Annotated in this window: 19 protein-coding genes; 9 read left to right on the top strand and 10 right to left on the bottom strand. The window is 58.7% G+C overall.

Annotated elements, in window-relative coordinates; genetic code table 11:
- Positions 1-79 precede the first annotated feature (79 nt).
- The 6 genes from K290_RS0118270 to K290_RS34490 all read right to left on the bottom strand — a co-directional run bounded on the left by K290_RS0118270 (position 80) and on the right by K290_RS34490 (position 6,353).
- Positions 80-1,609, bottom strand: a complete 1,530-nt coding sequence (locus tag K290_RS0118270) for a serine hydrolase (RefSeq protein WP_028753279.1) — start codon at positions 1,607-1,609, stop codon at positions 80-82.
- Positions 1,610-1,738: 129 nt separating this feature from the next.
- Positions 1,739-2,497, bottom strand: a complete 759-nt coding sequence (locus K290_RS0118265; protein WP_028753278.1) for a hypothetical protein — start codon at positions 2,495-2,497, stop codon at positions 1,739-1,741.
- A gap of 438 nt (positions 2,498-2,935) precedes the next feature.
- A complete protein-coding gene (locus tag K290_RS0118260) occupies positions 2,936-3,541 on the bottom strand; it encodes a transglutaminase-like cysteine peptidase (RefSeq protein WP_028753277.1) in 606 nt (201 codons plus the stop codon).
- A gap of 401 nt (positions 3,542-3,942) precedes the next feature.
- On the bottom strand, positions 3,943-4,905 hold the full coding sequence (gene pip, locus K290_RS0118255) for a prolyl aminopeptidase (RefSeq protein ID WP_028753276.1): 963 nt from the start codon (positions 4,903-4,905) through the stop codon (positions 3,943-3,945).
- 71 nt (positions 4,906-4,976) lie between these two features.
- Positions 4,977-5,606, bottom strand: a complete 630-nt coding sequence (locus K290_RS0118250) for a PilZ domain-containing protein (protein WP_028753275.1) — start codon at positions 5,604-5,606, stop codon at positions 4,977-4,979.
- Positions 5,607-5,690: 84 nt separating this feature from the next.
- Entirely contained in the window at positions 5,691-6,353 is a 663-nt protein-coding gene (locus K290_RS34490; RefSeq protein ID WP_051264123.1) for a PAS domain-containing protein, read from the bottom strand.
- Positions 6,354-6,658: 305 nt separating this feature from the next.
- Here K290_RS34490 and K290_RS0118240 point away from each other — a divergent pair, with 305 nt between their 5' ends.
- Together K290_RS0118240 and K290_RS0118235 are read left to right on the top strand one after the other, a co-directional pair.
- Positions 6,659-7,435: a rhomboid family intramembrane serine protease gene (locus K290_RS0118240; protein WP_028753274.1), complete on the top strand. Its 777-nt coding sequence runs from the start codon at positions 6,659-6,661 to the stop codon at positions 7,433-7,435.
- Positions 7,436-7,609: 174 nt separating this feature from the next.
- A complete protein-coding gene (locus K290_RS0118235) occupies positions 7,610-8,044 on the top strand; it encodes a CBS domain-containing protein (protein WP_028753273.1) in 435 nt (144 codons plus the stop codon).
- Between the two features lie 170 nt (positions 8,045-8,214).
- On the opposite strand, the gene K290_RS0118230 is transcribed toward K290_RS0118235, so the two are convergent.
- From K290_RS0118230 to folE, 3 genes are all read right to left on the bottom strand, one after another.
- Positions 8,215-9,174: a patatin-like phospholipase family protein gene (locus tag K290_RS0118230; protein WP_028753272.1), complete on the bottom strand. Its 960-nt coding sequence runs from the start codon at positions 9,172-9,174 to the stop codon at positions 8,215-8,217.
- Positions 9,175-9,279: 105 nt separating this feature from the next.
- Positions 9,280-9,729 carry a phosphoribosyl-AMP cyclohydrolase gene (gene hisI / locus K290_RS0118225; protein ID WP_028753271.1) on the bottom strand — a complete coding sequence of 150 codons (450 nt, stop codon included), beginning with the start codon at positions 9,727-9,729 and terminating at the stop codon, positions 9,280-9,282.
- 25 nt (positions 9,730-9,754) lie between these two features.
- On the bottom strand, positions 9,755-10,378 hold the full coding sequence (gene folE, locus K290_RS0118220) for a GTP cyclohydrolase I FolE (protein ID WP_028753270.1): 624 nt from the start codon (positions 10,376-10,378) through the stop codon (positions 9,755-9,757).
- Positions 10,379-10,670: 292 nt separating this feature from the next.
- Here folE and K290_RS0118215 point away from each other — a divergent pair, with 292 nt between their 5' ends.
- From K290_RS0118215 to K290_RS0118195, 5 genes are all read left to right on the top strand, one after another.
- On the top strand, positions 10,671-11,132 hold the full coding sequence (locus K290_RS0118215) for an iron-sulfur cluster assembly scaffold protein (RefSeq protein WP_051264122.1): 462 nt from the start codon (positions 10,671-10,673) through the stop codon (positions 11,130-11,132).
- A gap of 15 nt (positions 11,133-11,147) precedes the next feature.
- Complete coding sequence (gene yidD, locus K290_RS0118210) at positions 11,148-11,576, top strand: membrane protein insertion efficiency factor YidD (RefSeq protein WP_028753268.1); 429 nt, start codon at positions 11,148-11,150, stop codon at positions 11,574-11,576.
- A gap of 4 nt (positions 11,577-11,580) precedes the next feature.
- Positions 11,581-12,111, top strand: a complete 531-nt coding sequence (locus tag K290_RS0118205) for a DUF1697 domain-containing protein (RefSeq protein ID WP_028753267.1) — start codon at positions 11,581-11,583, stop codon at positions 12,109-12,111.
- A 125-nt stretch (positions 12,112-12,236) separates the two neighbouring features.
- Positions 12,237-14,225 carry a threonine--tRNA ligase gene (gene thrS / locus K290_RS0118200; RefSeq protein ID WP_028753266.1) on the top strand — a complete coding sequence of 663 codons (1,989 nt, stop codon included), beginning with the start codon at positions 12,237-12,239 and terminating at the stop codon, positions 14,223-14,225.
- A gap of 146 nt (positions 14,226-14,371) precedes the next feature.
- Complete coding sequence (locus K290_RS0118195; RefSeq protein ID WP_028753265.1) at positions 14,372-15,211, top strand: lysophospholipid acyltransferase family protein; 840 nt, start codon at positions 14,372-14,374, stop codon at positions 15,209-15,211.
- Between the two features lie 37 nt (positions 15,212-15,248).
- Here K290_RS0118195 and K290_RS0118190 read toward each other — a convergent pair whose 3' ends face one another.
- A complete protein-coding gene (locus K290_RS0118190; RefSeq protein WP_028753264.1) occupies positions 15,249-16,376 on the bottom strand; it encodes a hypothetical protein in 1,128 nt (375 codons plus the stop codon).
- Between the two features lie 109 nt (positions 16,377-16,485).
- Here K290_RS0118190 and K290_RS0118185 point away from each other — a divergent pair, with 109 nt between their 5' ends.
- Complete coding sequence (locus K290_RS0118185) at positions 16,486-17,073, top strand: nitroreductase family protein (protein ID WP_028753263.1); 588 nt, start codon at positions 16,486-16,488, stop codon at positions 17,071-17,073.
- On the top strand, positions 17,073-17,678 hold the full coding sequence (locus K290_RS0118180) for a flavin reductase family protein (RefSeq protein ID WP_028753262.1): 606 nt from the start codon (positions 17,073-17,075) through the stop codon (positions 17,676-17,678). The genes K290_RS0118185 and K290_RS0118180 overlap by 1 nt, the downstream gene beginning before the upstream one ends.
- The last annotated feature ends 84 nt before the right edge of the window (positions 17,679-17,762 follow it).

Below are 17,762 nucleotides of genomic sequence, written 5' to 3'. Positions count from 1 at the left end.
CAGGAGCCGGAAGAACCGGATGTCACAACGGCGTCCGGTAGATTTTTGAAGGATGCGGCACGGAAACCGTGTCGCATCCCTATTCCAAGCTCGCCCAGCACTTCACGCCGGCTTTCTTGAGAACCTTGCAGGCGTTGACAGCCGCATTCTGGTCCTCGAAGCCGCCGAAACGGGCGCGGTAGCCGCCATCAAAGGCAAGCGTATAAGGCTTGGCTGAGCGCAACGCCTTGCCGCCCTTGCTCTTGGCGGTATCGAGCAAATCGCTGGCGCCGTCCTTGCTGGAGGAAACGCCGATCTGGACGACCCAGCCGGTCGGGTCGGTCTCAGCCTTGCTCGCCTTGGCAACTTTCTCAGGCTTTTCAGCCTTCTCCGCCTTCTCAACCTTTTGGGTCTTGATGATCTTGGTATTCGATTTGGAGGTGGAGGCCGTCGTGACGGCGTCGACTTCATCCGTGTCCTCTTGATCCGGAACCGCCGATGCCGGCTCGATGGAAGCGACTTCATCGGATGCGGCGCGTTGCTTCTGCTTGGTTGCAAGCAGCGGATTGCTCGACTTCGGCGTTATTGCCGCAAAAGCGGCCGCGCTCGACGGCTGTTGGTCGTCATCGGATTCGGCAGTCTCGTCTTTGCTCATCTTCGCGCTACCTGCAGCCGCCATGCGGGCGCTTGCAGCCTCGACGTTCGGCGCTTCCGCTGCCGTCTGCGCGACGACATTGGAGGCAATGTGCTTCGTGGATGCTTGGGGCAGGTAAGTGGCGATCAGCTTGCGCATCTGGTTATCGCGCGCGGGCGTCGAAGCGCCACCGAGCACGACACCGACGATCGACCGGCCGTCGACCTTCACCGAAGTGGCGAGATTGTATCCGGCAGCGCGCGTGTAACCTGTCTTGATGCCGTCGACACCGCGCACGGAGCCAAGCAGATGGTTGTGACCCGGGATCACTCTATTGCCGAGACGAAAGCTCGTCTGCGAGAAGAAACCGTAATATTGCGGGAAATGCTCGCGCAGGGCGACGCCGAGGCGAGCTTGGTCGCGCGCTGTCGTCATCTGCGCGGTGTTCGGCAAGCCGTTCGGATTGCGATAGGTCGTGCGGGTCATTCCAAGCGCACGAGCCTTGTTGTTCATCATGCGAGCAAAATTGTCTTCCGAGCCGCCCAGCATTTCGCCGAGCGCCATCGCCGCATCGTTGGCGGATTTGGTGACGATGCCGAGGATAGCTTCCCGAACGGTCACAGATCGGCCCGTACCGATGCCAAGCTTGGTCGGAGCCTGCGAGGCTGCATTTTTCGAGAAGACGACGGGAGTATCGAGCGTGATGCGACCGGCCTCAAGCGCCTCGAAGGTTAGATAGACCGTCATCATCTTGGTGAGCGAGGCGGGGTAGTGAAGCGTATCCGCATTTTCGCTATAGAGAACGTTACCCGTGTTCGCATCGATGACGATGCCCGCGTATTTCGTGCCTCCGGCTGCATCAGACACGTCCACGGTAACCGTCACCGCCGCAGTCGTGATTGCAAAACCGAACAGCACCCTCGCCAGAAACTTGCCGGAGCTTGATGAGGATGCGGAAAAAATTGATCTGGACACTACTTCACTCTCTGCTTGCATTTACGTTCTCGATTATCCGGCCGCCGCCTCCATGAACGCCCGTTGGGTTCGAAGAGTAGGGGCTTAGCGTTACCAATCGGTTTATGATGAACAGTTGGTTTCAAGTTTCGGCATCATTTTAGTCGTCACTTACGGAGATTCTGCCGTGCCAGCCGCATCGACAAGGCGCGTCTTCATGAAGCTCTGGACGGCAGCATCCATCCTCTGCCAGTCACCAAGCTGATGGCTGGAAAAACGATAAAGCACACTGAGATCCTTGCCCACCTTAATATCCCTCTGGCAATCGCCGCTGGTCGCCTGATCCGGCGAAGAGGGCAGGATGCAGCGCACGACATAATCCGGCTCGCCAGCGCGTGGCGCGGTGAGAAGCACTTCGCCATTATAGCCGGCGTCGGCGCGCAGGCGGTGGGCGGTGAGCCCATGCGGACCGGCGAAGGCGTCGCCTTCCATCAGATGCGAATAGATCGGCTCCAGCCGGCCCGACATGTCGCGCGACATCGTGCTCTGGCTGAGCTGCAGGAAAATCAGCGAGGAGGCCTGGGAAATATCGTCAAAGCGCAAGCGATCGGCGTCGCTATAGCCCTGCATCTGCGGCCAGGTGAGATAGAGATCGGCTCGTTCTGCGACGCCGCTTACTCGTTCGCTTGGAAAACGGATGGTGTTGGCGGCAAGCCTCAGCGTATCCTCGCCAATTGTCACCGTAATTGGCTTGATATCGGCAGTGTGGCCGGCCAGGGAGATCTTTTCGCCGAGCCAGCGACCACCTATGGTGATGGCAACGGTGAGGGCGGCGAGCACGGCAACGCCGGCTGTCAGACGGTAAACGAGACCGCCCGATATCAGCGGCTGTTCGTCCATCACAGAGGCTGACGACAGAGGAGGGGCCATGCTCTTGCCTTCGGTTCCATTCCGCGTTGGAAACCATCGTCGATGACGCGTCCGCCACGGCTCAAGACCCCTGATGAGTCTCGCTGTGAAATGATTGCCGCCATACTGGTTAATGAGCCGTTAAGAATGCGTCGGCTTGCATATTTATCGGCACAAATACCTTTGCGAAAATCGGGGCAGATTTCGGGCGGGATCGTTCAGCGTCCCCCGGAATCATTGGTGCCGATCTATCTTTTTCTCGTTTCGTAATTTCGCTTGAACAGTCGGGCAGCCCTGCCTGCACTCGCCCCGGGCATACCTCGGAAAAGAAAAGAGCCGTTCCCGGGACAGCGGGAACGGCTCTAAGGCGCCGATCAGGACAGAAATGCGGGGACAGACCGGGCCTTTGACTGAGATCGCCGGTGCAAGGTCGCCGGTGACCGTGTGGTGGAAAGGCGCTTATTTCAAGCTGCCGACTGCGACGGCGCGGCCATCCTGTATCTTGACCCAGCGGGCCGGATCGTCAGCGGACTGACGCTTCAGGAAGGTGTATTCGGTGTCCGACCAAAGCTTTACCTTGTTGCGCATGTTATCGAGAACGAAGTCGCCGCGATCGGTGCGCACCGTCAGCACGGCATGGCCTTCACCGTTCGGCTGCAGCACGACCGTCATCAGCAGATCGGAGGCGGAAAAGCCGGCATCGATCAGTTCCTTTCGCTTCAGCAGCGCGAAATCCTCGCAGTCGCCGGCAGTGGTCGGGATCGCCCATTTTTCCTCGACGCCATAGAGCTCCATATCGGTCATCGGCTTGATCGTCGTGTTGACCGTGTAGTTGATCTTCAGGATGGCCTTCCAGCGATCTTCGGTAAGGATAGCGGGACCAGCATCGCCGCCGGCATAAGCACATTCCTTCGGATTTTCCTTGCAGAACTCATAATGGCCGATCGGGGGGGCAGCGTCGCCGGTGATCGTCATATTGGCCGGCGTCGCATGGGCGAAGCCGAGACAGCCGAAGGTGAAAAGAGCCATGGCGGCATAGCCGCGAAGGAGGAATTGAAAGCTCATGTCCGTGTCCCTGTTTTATTGGGAACAGAATGACATGCAGGCTTTTATCCGACGCAAAATTACATAGTCAAATTAAGGACTTAGTTGATTCAAATACGGATCGAATTGTCGTAAAATGAGAGCAAAACTTGAATCGAACTTTCAGAGAATTCGATTAAAATTCGAATGTTTTTCCGCGGAAACTACCGCGCTCGGATTCCCCTTATCCCGTTGTTTCCAAAGGATTCTGTTCTCTGCGACAGAAGTTGGTTAGGCACGCCGTTGGCCGATGGGAGCGCCAAGATGGGACGGTCGCTTCCTCTCGGTGCACTGTTGCGATCTCGCCAGCGTCGGAAATTCCCTTGCAACTGTGCCATTTTGGGAAAAAGCGTGCTCAAAAAAATATTTGATTTCTTTGGCCGTCAGCCAATCGCGCAAAATTCGTCCGTAGCGTCGACAATGGCTGCCGCCATCTCCGATGTCGCGGGCGAATGGGCGGAATTGGGAACCACGACCAATCTTGCCGCAGGCCATGCCCGTGAAAGCTCCCACGCGGTGACGACGGGCGCCTCAAGATCGAGCCGCCCTTGGATCATCACGCAGGGGATGCCGTCGAGCCGGTGGATGTCCCTTAATATCCGTCCGTCTTCCAGCCAGCCGCGATTATGGAAGTAATGGGTGATGATGCGTGCTCTTGCAGTGAGATATTTGGGATCGGACCAGCGGCTGGGCAAAGTCGCCCTGATATCGATGAGGATCGAAGCCGATTCCCAGTCGTGCCAGTCCTTGGCAGCTTTGATATGGACGGCCGGATCCGGATTACGAAGCAAGTGATGGTATACGGCAACCAGATCTCCATCGCGCTCGCTCTCCGGCACGCCAGCTCGGAAGCGCTCCCATTCCTTGGGAAAGAAACGGGCAAGCCCATTATAGAGCCAGTCGATCTCGGATTGCCGTGTCATGGTGACGCCAACGACAAGGAGGGCAGCGACACGTTGTGGATGCGCTTCGGCATAGACCAGTGCCAGAGTGCAACCCCAGGAATTGCCGTAAACCAGCCAGCGCTCGATGCCGAAGAAGTGGCGAAGCTGCTCTATGTCACCAAGCAGGTGCCATGTGGTGTTGGCGGAAAGATCGGCTTCCGGCTCGGACGCATGCGGCAGGCTCGCTCCGCAACCGCGCTGGTCGAACTGGATGATACGATAGTGTGCCGGATCGAAAAAGCGGCGGGTGCTGGCGGAACTGCCGGAACCCGGACCGCCATGCAGGACGACAACGGGAACACCGTCCGGATTGCCCGATTGCGTCCAACAAATGCTGTACCCATCGCCGACGTCGAGCATGCCCTGATGATAGGAATCGATTTCAGGATAAAGCGTCTTCATTGGCCGTTACACGAGACAGAGAGGCGAAACGCCGCTATCTCAGCAGCCGACGTGTCTGCAAGATGACAGATTCAGAGAAACTCGCGCAAGGTCTCACGGGATTGCAGCGAGAGAAATTCGATCGCGACACCTTCCATGAAGTGGCGCACGACGCGGCCGCGCATGTTGCCGAGGCGCACGGGCGTTCCGATCGGCGGGCGTGCCTCGACATCGACGGCGGCCCCCGAGAGTGAAAGGTCCATGATGCGGCACACATAGCGCGTGCCGTCTTCCAGCATCAATTCGCTGACCGTGTTGCGTGGTGTGAGGCGGTCGTGACGACGATCTTCCGGCAGCCCGAGCTCATGCTTGTTGGCCAGCCAAGTAAGCTGAGCGGCGAGCTTCTCCCGTTTGCGGTCGGTGGCGTTGATCGACATGCTGAAGCCGCGGGCATCGACGGCAACGACATTGCCTTCGACCCGGCCGAGATGGTCAATATAGGCTACAACCCGCTCATTGGTGCGCGGACGCCCCAGGCAAGTCACGTACATGTCGCCCGGCGACATATCCGTGACCAGGCATTCAAATTCCTCATAATTGGCCAGCATCAGACGGCCCTGAATATTGATCGGAACCCGCTGAAAGGTCCGCTGATCCATGCGAGCCGCATTCCCTGCCAACTGGTTTGGCCGCGTCGTCTGAGCTGACTGGAATGAATGCATGAAAGGGCTTCTTGAACCGATTATGTCTCATGCAATCAATAGCCGAAACTTCTTAAGGTAAGGTTGTCTTCTCTGAGGGATAACTCAGAGAAGACGGTTGAATCTGTATCGTGATGGGTCAACCTTTCCGTGATTGCGCTCAACCGCTTTCTGATCCAGGGAGCGGCGCATCAATTCACCCAAGCCAGCACCGTCCTTTTGAAAGATCGAGTCGTCCGGCTCGGGATGTGATGGCAATTCAACGGGCCGGGCAGGGCGCCCGTACAGCAATCGGCTGCGGTCAAGCGCCAGGAATTCCAGACGCTCGCTGCCGAGCCAAGACGCGGGTGCAATGGGCGTCAGGCAGCCGAGCAGCCGATCGCAGACATCGCCGGCCGAACGTACCGGCATCAGCACCATTTCAAAGGCAATGTTGCGACCGCTGATGCTGTAACCGGTCGCGTTGATCAGGGCAGGAACCACATGCGCCATCACGCCGGCGGCGATGCGCACGGGATCGTCGGGCTGGCTGCCCGCCCACAATGTGGCAAAGCTCTCGCCGCGAAGTTCGCGTCCCATAAAGCTGCAGATCGCGGTTCCGGCCAGCCGGAAGCGCGGGGCCTCGTCCGGCACCGACTCCAGAATAAAGAGCTGGGGCAGGATATGGCGGACCGCCGAAGGCTGTATCAAATTGCGCAAGGGGGCATCCGCACTGCCGCGAAGTTGCTCCCAATAGGTAAATATCTCTGTGCTGGTTTTCTGCCGCATGACGCGTCCATGTCCCATTTCAGTTCAGATGCCCGGGCATTCATTGCCCCTGCATCACGCCATGCTGGTTTCATGCCACAGCCGGGGCGTTAGGGTTAACAGAGGGTTTCCTTTGCCTTTGACGGCCATGAATGAGAGAAATAGACCATCACTTCACGAGGGTGACCTTCAGCACAAACTTTCTCGGGCGTGGGACATACCATTGCGGCACATCCCAGTAAGGGGCGCCCGAACAAGCCGTCCAACAGGGTTGGGCGGCTTTTTTTTTGATATTCGCTGCTGTATGTCTCGAGTCTCTTCTCAAGATATCAGAGCAAGTCATGGATGATGCAGAGCCGCCGCGCCACGAGCCCGAGGAAAATGGGCCGCCGAAGCGCGTTCCTGCTTTCAACCTGCCTCCCGTCATTCTCGCCAGCCTCGGCCTGCTTGTCATCGTCTTCGCTATTCAAAACCTGCCCTGGTGGTCGGACGATACGCTGAATTGGCTGTACTTCACGTTCAGCTTCATTCCCGCACGATATGCCTATCCGCTGTCGCAACAGGGGCTGGAATGGTTGTGGACGCCGGTAACCTACTCGCTCCTGCATGGGGGCATCGAACATATCGTCTTCAACGGGCTGTGGCTGATGGTCTTTGCCGCGCCCGTCGCGCGCCGGATCGGCGTTGCGCGCTATGTGATCTTCTGGGTTCTTTCTGCGGCTGCTTCGGCATTCCTGCATGCTGTGATTTATTGGGGCGATCAAAGCTTGCTGATCGGCGCATCGGGCGTCGTTTCTGGGCTGATGGGAGCCGCCTGCCGCTTTGCTTTTCCCGCCATGAATGGCCGCCGTGTCGGCATCCGGCAGGCGCATCTCAATCCGCGGCTGTCGATCGCGGCCTCCCTGCGCAGCCGCACGGTCGTCGCCTACATCGTGATGTGGATCGCGGGCAATGCGCTCGTCGCTTTCGGCATAACGATCGTCGGCGACAACGCGCAGCCGGTCGCCTGGGATGCGCATATCGGCGGCTTCCTTTTCGGCTTCCTGCTATTTTCCCTGTTCGATCGGCAACCCCGCATCGAACTCGAAAACTCGGCCCCATAGGCGAAATGAAGCTGTTGCTTTCTTGTGCCCACTAGCGCACCATTCATACCTGTCGGCCGCGTGGGGTGGAGACCGGCGCCGGTCGATGAAGGCAGCATCGGTCCGAATCCAGGGGCGATTCGGAACAAACCCGAAGCTCATTTGTTCACTTTGCTTTCGAGATGGGAGGATCGAATGTCAGTCTCCGTTAAAGCCATACTTGATGCCAAAGGTCGCAATGTCGTCACCACTGGGGGAAATACGACGCTTGCGGAAGCCGCCAAAATTCTGAGTGAGAACCGCATTGGCGCCATCGTCGTCGTCGGAATGGCGGGGAAGATTTCGGGCATTTTCACAGAACGTGATGTCGTGAACGCAGTCGCCAAGCACGGCCCGGACAGCCTCAACCAGCCGATTGCTTCGCTGATGACCGCGAAGGTGCACCGCTGCAAGGAAGACTCCACCACCGACGAGCTGATGGAACTGATGACACACCGTCGCTTCCGCCATGTACCGGTCGAAGACAAAGGCAAACTCACGGGCATCATCTCGATCGGCGACGTCGTCAAATGGCGCATCCGTGAAATCGAGCTCGAGGCCGAGCAGATCAAGGCCTATATCGCAGGGTGAGGAGCGGTTTGGGGCGACCAGCGCAATCGACCCGATGGGTCGATTGCAGCAATCAGCGCCCTGAGCCAAGAGCGAAGGACCGGTAGCGCGGCGTTGGCGGAGCTAGCGTGCTCGCCGGGAAAATCGGCTTCGCATCCGCGGCGTCTTTTCCCATCCGAATAATTGACGCCCTATCGGGCAAAAGCTTCCTGCATGCGCCTGATTTCTGCAAGCCGGACGGAAGTTTCTTCATATCCGCGCTCGATTGCTTCGCCGGCACGATGAAACTCAGAGAGACCGATGTCGCTAAGGCGCGGGTGCAGCGCCAGGTCCGGCGGATCGCCGGCAAGGCGTGCACGGGAAATTCGATCCTGGATGATATTGAAAGCCTGCACCATGACGCCGGTCATGCCGAGCTTGGTATAGGGCGCTTCGCGTTGCGGCTCACCATTCAATGAACCGGTATTGTGTTTGACGACGGCCGAACGGCCGTAGAGATCGTAATGCAGGTTGACGGCGACCACGAGCGGCTGTTCGTAGGCACGGCAAACGGAAACAGGCACAGGGTTGACCAGCGCGCCGTCCACCAACGTGCGGCTATTGCTGCGCACCGGCTCGAAAATGCCGGGCAGTGCATAGGATGCCCGCAGCGCATTGATCAGCGAACCGTTCGTGATCCAGACTTCGTGGCCGGTATTCAGTTCCGAAGCGACGGCGACGAAAGGATGATCCAGGTCCTCGATCGTGAAGCCTTCAAGGTGTTCCTGCATACGCTTGGTAAGCCGCATGCCGCCGAAAAGACCGCTGCCGCCGATGGTGAGATCGAGAAGACTGGCGATGCGGCGCATGGTCAGCGAGCGGGCAAAGCCCTCCAGCTCATCGAGCTTGCCGGCAAGATAACAGCCGCCGACCAGGGCTCCGATGGAGGTGCCGGCGATCATGCCGACCTCGATGTCTGCCTCACTCAAGGCGCGCAGTACGCCGATATGCGCCCAACCGCGGGCGGCGCCACCGCCAAGTGCCAGCGCGATCTTTACTTTCTTTGGGGGAGTAGGGTCAGACGGCAGAGCAGGTATGTTCTGTGAGGTGGTCGGACCTGAACCGGCAGGAGCCTGACCACCGCTCTGACGAATCAACCCCCAATTTAACATGGTGTGCTTCCTCCGAGGCGTATGCCTGCCTCTTGCTAAAATACTGTCCCTTTTTTGTTTCCAAATCGTATATTTCGCTGTTGCTCTTAAGCCGGCAGGCGGTGCTTAGCGCCCATAAACGTCGCCGGGATCGAAATGCAGGTGATCGTCGACGATGTTCAGCACCGGCTTTCCATCCACCAGCTCGACAGTGCGATAGAAGCAGGAACGCCGTCCAGTATGGCACGTTGCATCGTGACCGGCGACCTCAACTTTCAGCCAGATAGCATCCTGATCACAATCGGTACGCATCTCCTTCACCGTCTGCAGATTTCCGGAGGTTTCACCCTTTCTCCAGATTTTTCCGCGCGAACGGCTGAAGTAGTGCGCCGTTTTTGTCTTGATGGTCAGTACCAAGGCTTCGGCATTCATATGCGCGACCATCAGCAGTTCACCGTCATGAGCGTCTGTGACGATCGCGGTGATCAGGCCGCGATCATCGAAACGGGGGGTGAAATCGCCCGCATCTTCAAGCTCGGATTTATCTTCGGAAGGCTCGTTGAATACCAGGTTCATCTCGGCTCTTTCGTGCAAAGCCCAATCAGCGGCTCCGGACCATCGTCATGAAGCGGACCTGCTCGGCCGGATCGGCCTTGAAGGCGCCGGTGAAGGTCGTCGTCAACGTCGACGAGCCCTGCTTCTGCACACCGCGCATTGCCATGCACATATGCTCCGCATCGAGCATGACGGCGACACCGCGCGGGCGCAGCGAGTCGTCGATGGCATTGGCGATCTGGGCGGTCATGGCCTCCTGCGTCTGCAGGCGACGGCCGAAAATTTCAACGACACGCGCGATCTTCGACAGGCCGAGGACGCGGCCACTCGGCAGATAGGCCACATGTGCCTTGCCGATGATCGGCACCATGTGGTGTTCGCAATGCGAGAAAAACGGGATGTCGCGCACGAGGACCATGTCATCATAGCCGGAGACCTCCTCGAAGGTGCGGCCGAGCACGTCCTCGGGGTTCAAATCGTAGCCGGAGAAGAGTTCGCGGTAAGCCTTGGCGACACGGGTCGGCGTATCGAGCAGCCCTTCACGCTGCGGATCGTCACCTGCCCAGCGAAGCAGAACGCGCACTGCGTCCTCGGCTTCCTTCTGAGAGGGACGGTCCAATATCGGATTGGATTCAATTGCTTGCGGAAAGTTCTTCACAATGGCGTCCATTACCTGTGGTCTCCTGATCCGCATCGCGGATCTCATTTTGTCGGACTCGCCACTGGTATCCTCCGGAACGTGGAGAATTATGCACCTTTGGCGGGCTCCGGGGCGTTCTGGCTGGCGGACAAGCCTGCCGTCCTGCACGGTTTCCCATCAAACTTACAGAAGACCATTGCAATTTGGTGGTCTTCGAACGACATACATATAGTATGGCATTGTCCCTGTGAAAGTGTCCTAACGAGACACGCTGTGTTTTTTGTTATGAAACAAGGAACGAGCGCGTCGGAGCAAAGCGATAATGGACGACATCTACAACAGCAAGATTTTGGAATTTGCCGGCAATATCGAACGCATCGGCAGTCTTTCCGACGCCGATGCAAGCGCTCAGGCCCATTCCCGGCTATGCGGTTCCCGCGTCAAGATCTGGCTGAAAATGGACGGCGACGTCGTGACCGATTTTGCCCACGACGTCAAGGCCTGCGCGCTCGGACAGGCCTCTTCTTCCATCATGGCGCGCCATGTCGTCGGCGCCACTGCGGCGGAATTGCGTAGCGCCCGCGAGGACATGCTTGCGATGCTGAAGGCGGACGGCGAGGGGCCCATAGGGCGTTTCGAAGACATGCGCTATTTGAAGCCGGTCAGAGATTACAAGGCGCGGCATGCGTCGACGATGCTGACGTTCGATGCTGTGGTGGATGCGGTCGGACAGATCGAAGCTGCGCGCGGATCCCACCAAGCCGTGGCGGCCGAAGCTGTTTAGTCGAGGCCGCGAGCGATGTGCCATCTCTGCTCCATGCAAGATGAGGAAGATGAAGGAGGCGTGGCCGCGGGCTCCAAAAGGGTAAAGCGCGACAAAATACCGCTCCGCGGCAGCAGCAAGCCCGCCTATTCCCGCAACTATTCGGGCCCCTTCCGGAAAACGCCCGACCGGCTCCTCGGGATGGGGCTCATCCGCTTCTATCAACTGACGCTTTCCAGTTTCATTGGCAATTCCTGCCGCCATATCCCGACTTGCTCGGAATACGGCTATGAATCGGTCGCCCGGCATGGCCTGTGGGCCGGCGGCTGGATGACGCTGTTTCGCGTGGCGCGCTGCGGTCCCGGAGGCACGAGCGGGCTCGATCCCGTGCCGGAAATGCTAGAGGGCCGCTACCATTGGTGGATGCCCTGGCGCTATTTCCGCCTTGGACAAAAGGCCGCCTGACGGCATGGCGGTCTACGTCGCGCTTCTGCACAGCATCGTTCTCGGCGGCGGTCGGCGCGTAGTCATGAGCGACTTGCGGGCAATGGCGGAGAGTCTCGGATTTTCCAACGTCAAAACGCTGGTCGCGTCCGGCAATCTCGTTTTCGAGGCCGATGAGCAACCAATTGGGAAGATCGAGGCGCAGCTCGAAGGAGGCTTCGCAAAGGTCTTTGGCAAGCCAGTCGATATCATTGCCCGTGATGCCGAGACTTGGCGCAAGCTTGTCGCCGGCAATCCGTTCGGCGACGGCGATGGTGGCGAAGTCGTTGTCCGCGTCATGCGAAAACCGTTGGACCGGCCTGTGATAGAAACACTCGAGAAACACAGAAATGGGCGGGAACGCCTGGCGGTAGTCGATGGCGACCTGTGGATCGATTTCGGCGGCAAGGCGAGCGAGACCCGTCTGCTCTCGGCTCTGACCACCAGACGCCTCGGCATCGGCACGTTGCGCAACTGGAACACGGCACGCGGATTGGCTGAGATGATCGGCTGTTAAGGCTGCTTTTTCTTTACTCAATCGGCAAATATCGCTATCAGGCGACCGCGTTCAGTAAATATCGATTGACCGCATCTTTCAAAACCACCCGCATTCGTTGGCGGGACTGGACAAGGAGAATTTCGATGTCCCAATCCGTTTCCCTGACATTTCCCGATGGCTCTATGCGCAGCTACGATGCTGGCGCAACCGGGCGGGATGTTGCCGAATCCATTTCCAAGTCGCTTGCCAAAAAGGCCGTCGCCGTTGCGATCGATGGCACCGTGCGCGACCTTTCCGATCCGGTGACCGAAGGCAAGATCGAGATCATCACCCGCAACGACGGCCGCGCGCTGGAACTCATCCGGCATGATGCGGCGCACGTCATGGCGGAAGCGGTGCAGGAACTGTGGCCCGGCACGCAGGTGACGATCGGCCCGGTCATCGAAAACGGCTTCTACTACGATTTTGCCAAGAACGAACCCTTCACGCCCGACGACCTGCCGGTCATCGAGAAGAAGATGCGCGAGATCATCCAGCGCAATGCGCCGTTCACCAAGCAGATCTGGTCGCGCGAGAAGGCAAAGGAAGTCTTCGCCTCCAAGGGCGAGCGCTACAAGGTCGAGCTTGTCGATGCCATTCCCGAAGGGCAGGACCTGAAGATCTATTACCAGGGCGATTGGTTCGACCTTTGCCGTGGGCCGCATATGGCCTCCACAGGTCAGATCGGCTCGGCTTTCAAACTGATGAAGGTGGCCGGCGCCTATTGGCGCGGCGACAGCAACAATCCGATGCTGACCCGCATCTATGGCACGGCATTCGCCGAGCAGGCGGATCTCGACAACTATCTGCACATCCTTGCCGAAGCGGAAAAGCGTGACCATCGCCGTCTCGGCCGCGAAATGGATCTGTTCCATTTCCAGGAAGAAGGTCCGGGTGTCGTCTTCTGGCACGGCAAGGGCTGGCGCATGTTCCAGACGCTGGTGTCCTATATGCGCCGGCGGCTGCAGAGCGACTATCAGGAAGTCAACGCGCCGCAGGTGCTCGACAAGTCGCTTTGGGAGACTTCGGGTCACTGGGGCTGGTACCGCGACAACATGTTCAAGGTCACCGTCGCCGGTGACGAGACCGATGACGATCGCGTCTTCGCGCTGAAGCCGATGAACTGCCCGGGCCACATCCAGATCTTCAAGCATGGCTTGAAGTCCTACCGCGAACTGCCGATCCGCCTCGCGGAATTCGGCGCAGTGCATCGCTACGAGCCCTCGGGCGCGCTGCACGGACTAATGCGCGTGCGCGGCTTCACGCAGGACGACGCGCATATCTTCTGCACGGACGAGCAGATGGCGGCCGAATGCCTCAAGATCAATGATCTCATCCTGTCGGTCTACGAGGATTTCGGCTTCAAGGAGATTGTCGTCAAGCTCTCGACTCGCCCAGATAAGCGTGTTGGTTCCGACGACCTCTGGGATCGTGCCGAAAGCGTGATGATGGACGTTCTGAAGACCATCGAGGCGCAGTCTGAAGGACGCATCAAGACCGGGATTCTGCCGGGCGAGGGCGCGTTCTACGGTCCGAAGTTCGAATATACGCTGAAGGACGCCATCGGTCGTGAATGGCAGTGCGGCACCACGCAGGTCGACTTCAACCTGCCGGAGCGTTTCGGCGCTTTCTACATCGACCAGCATTCCGAAAAGACGCAGCCGGTGATGATCCATCGCGCCATCTGCGGCTCGATGGAACGCTTCCTCGGCATTCTGATCGAGAATTTCGCCGGCCATATGCCGCTCTGGGTGTCGCCGCTGCAGGTGGTGGTGGCAACCATCACTTCGGAAGCCGACGAATATGGCAACGAGGTTGCTGAAGCGCTGCGCGAAGCCGGGCTCGACGTCGAGACCGATTTCCGCAACGAGAAGATCAACTACAAGATTCGCGAGCATTCGGTGACCAAGGTCCCCGTCATCATCGTCTGCGGCAAGAAGGAAGCCGAGGAGCGCTCGGTCAACATCCGCCGCCTCGGCAGCCAGGCGCAAACGGCAATGTCGCTCGACGAAGCCATTGCCTCGCTTTCGCTCGAAGCGACGCCACCGGATATCCTGCGCAAGCGCGAAGCCAAGCGGACCAAAGCCGCCTGAGATCTAACGTTGTCTGGCGGCATCGTCAAAGAGCCGTCAGACAACTGTCATGAAACTTTAATATAGACAATGATTCAGAATGTTGCGGGCCTTGCCTGACATACGGCCCTTATGAAATTTAAGGAGCGGGGCAGCCCGTCGCGGATTTGGATTTCAAAGAATTATCCTACGCCAACGAACGGGATACGCGCATCAAGCGGTGGTTCATCCGCTCCATCGAAGGCCTGTCGGGCCGCGATCGTTATGCCCGGCTTTACGACATCTGGCGCAGCGATATCGTCGGCAAGAGCGAACGCGTCTTCGGCAAGATGCTCGATCTCATCGATGTGAGCCTGGTTGCCAAGGGCGAATGGCCGCCGCAGGAGATTCCGGATGCGCCGATCGTCATCGTCGCCAATCATCCCTTCGGTATCGGCGACGGCATCGCAATTCTGGCGCTTGCCGAGCAACTTGGCAGACCCTTCAAGGTGCTGATCCACAACGAATTGCTGAAAGTGCCTGAGATGGCCGATTATTCGCTGCCGGTTTCCTTCGAGGAAACCAAAGAGGCGATGGCAATCAATATGAGGACGCGTCACGAGGCGGTTCGCCTGCTCAAGGAAGGCACGACGATCATCGTTTTTCCGGCGGGCGGTGTCGCGACGGCCAAGAAGGGTTTCGGCCGCGCCGAGGATCTGCCGTGGAAAATTTTCCCGGCAAAGCTCATTCAGTCCGCGCGCGCCAGCGTCATTCCGGTCTATTTCGAAGGGCAGAACGGCCGGCTGTTTCATCTTGCCAGCCGTGTTTCGCTGACGCTGCGTCTATCCCTGCTGATCCGTGAGTTCCGCCGCCTTTCCGGCAGCACCATCACGGCGCATATCGGCCGGCTGATGACCTGGGAGGCGCTCAGCGAAGGCAACGACCGTAAGGATCTGTTGTCGAAGCTCTATAGTGCCGTATTTTCCATGGCGCCTCCGAGGCGGGCGCTGCGAAAGAGAGCCGTATAGCGGAGGCAGCCGGCGCAAATTCGAAGCCTATCTCCCGTCAGTCCATGCTTTCGCCATCGTCGCCGCCAGCCGGCGCCAGTTGCTCGTAGGTCGGTAGTGCGCGTTGCTGGCCTGAGGCCGCTGGCTGCGTCCGCGGAGTTTGATTTTGCTGCACCTGCGGTGACGGAACCGGGATCTGTTGCGCCGGCCGCTGCTGATCGTTGGCGTCCTGCGGCTGCTGTTCCTTCATCAGCACTTCGATATCGGTGTTCTTGCCGGCCGCGACGGTGAAGTCGCGCTGATAGATCTTGTCCTTGTTGCGGGCAATGGCCGTATATTGGCCTTCCGCAAGCACCATGGCGGGGAAAGCGCTGAGGCTTTCGCCGACGATGTCGCCGGAGGAGGTGAGGATCGACCAGGCCGTGTCGGCGATTGCCTCGCCTCCGGCGTCCGATACCAGCTTAAAAGTGATCTTCGCCGCTTTGTGCTGGATCGTCGCTTCGGTCACTTTGCCGGCTTCCACCTGAATGTCGGCACGGATGACGGCATTGACGGCACCATATTCGGAGACGACGTGATAGGTGCCGGCGCTAAGGCCGACCAGCGTGTTCGGCTTGACGTCGGACATGACAAGACCGCGCTCGCCGTCTTCCTTCGCATCGCTGGAATAGATCGAAAAACTCAGTTCGTCCGGCGGAATGCGCATGTCGGAGCCTGAGACGGCGTTGAGCACCATGCCGCCGGCGTCAAGCACCATGATCTGCTTCTGCAGCACGCCGCTTTCAGGCACCGTCAACTTCTTGGTGACGCCAGCACGGCCGAAGGAGACGTTGACGAAATAATCGCCGGGAAGGAGATGGAAGGACGCCGAGCCGCCTTTCGAACTTGCGACCAGAGGCAGCTTGCCGTCGGCGCCGGCAAAGGGGCTGAAGACATACCAGGAAAGGCCCTGCAGTTGCGGGCCAGTGTCAGACGCCAATTTGGCCTCTAGCGAGACATCGCGCAGCGATTGACCGGATGAATTTTCTCCGCCTGGCGCGATGAAGGCATTGAGCTTCGGCATCTTCACGCTGCCGTCGAGCTGCTTGAATTCGTGGAAGGCATCTTCCGCCGAAGCAACGGTGTTCAGGCTCGCGAGCATTGCGAATGCCGTGCCCAATCGGCGAGCAGATGAAATGCCTGACATCAATTCCCAACCGTTGACTTCCGGTAAAACACAGGCCACTTCAAGACCAACGGAGTGGCAAATTCAAGACCCACTTCTTCCCGCGCATGAAAATGAAAGCAATCATTCGATGAAAACCGATATCAAGCTGGTCGATTATCTGGCGGTGCGCCGATCCATTCCCGCTTTTCAAATGATGGAACCCGGCCCGGACAAAGCCGAAATCGAAGATATTCTCCGGCTCGCCTCGCGCGTGCCGGATCACGGCAAACTCGCACCCTGGCGCTTCATCGTCTATCGCGGCGAGGAGCGCGTGCGGATCGGTGAGGAGCTCTTGAAGCTGGCGCTGGAAGCCAAGCCGGACTTATCTGAAGAGATGATCCAGGTCGAGCGCACGCGTTTCACCCGCGCACCGGTCGTCATCGCCGTCGTCAGCAAGGCGGGACCGCATTTCAAAATCCCGGAATGGGAACAGTTGATGTCTGCGGGCGCCCTTTGCCTCAATCTTCTGATCGCGGCGAATGCCCATGGCTGGGTCTCGAACTGGCTGACCGAATGGTTTGCCTATGATGAGCGCGCCTATCCGCTGCTCGGCGTCCAGCCAGGCGAAAAGGTAGCCGGGTTTATCCATATCGGTTCATCCACTTTCCCATCCACCGAACGTCCACGCCCGGAACTGGCGGAAACCGTAACCTGGGTCGGCGGCGAGGGGACGTAATGTTCTATAGGACGGACACCAATCAGCATGGTTTGGCCCACGACCCATTCAAGGCCATCGTGGCACCACGGCCGATCGGCTGGATCGGCAGCAAGGGCCGGGACAGTTCCCTGAACCTCTCTCCCTATTCCTTTTTCAATGCGGTCAGCGACCGGCCTAAGCTGGTGACGTTCTCGTCGGCGGGCCGTAAGGACAGCGTGCGCAATGTCGAAGAAACCGGTGTCTTTACCGCCAATCTCGTCAGCCGCAATCTTATCGAAAAGATGAATCATTCCTCGATCGCGGTGCCCTACGGCATCAACGAATTTTCACTGGCCGGACTGACTGCCGAATCCGGCCGGCTAATAGATGCGCCCTATGTGGCCGAAGCCTTTGCCGTGCTCGAATGCCGCGTGACCGAGATCATGCAGCCCAAAGGCCTTGATGGCGAGCCATCGGAAAATATCATGGTCTTCGGCCAGGTTATCGGCATCCATGTCGATGAGGCTATCATTCGCGACGGTCGGCTCGATATGACGCTGGCGCGGCCTATCGCGCGCATGGGCTATATGGACTACAGCGAAGGCAGCGACGTCTTCGAACTGCTGCGCCCGAAAGCGCCGTGAGATCAGCGCCTTTCGGTCTCGCATTAGTGGTTAATAAATAAGGTAAACGGCCCGTAAACCTTTCATCGTTAACGTAACCGATGT

The organism is Rhizobium leucaenae USDA 9039 (assembly GCF_000426285.1).
Taxonomy (GTDB): domain Bacteria; phylum Pseudomonadota; class Alphaproteobacteria; order Rhizobiales; family Rhizobiaceae; genus Rhizobium; species Rhizobium leucaenae.
The sequence above is the reverse complement of the archived record's forward strand: the minus strand, read 5'-3'. Positions and strand labels throughout refer to the sequence as shown.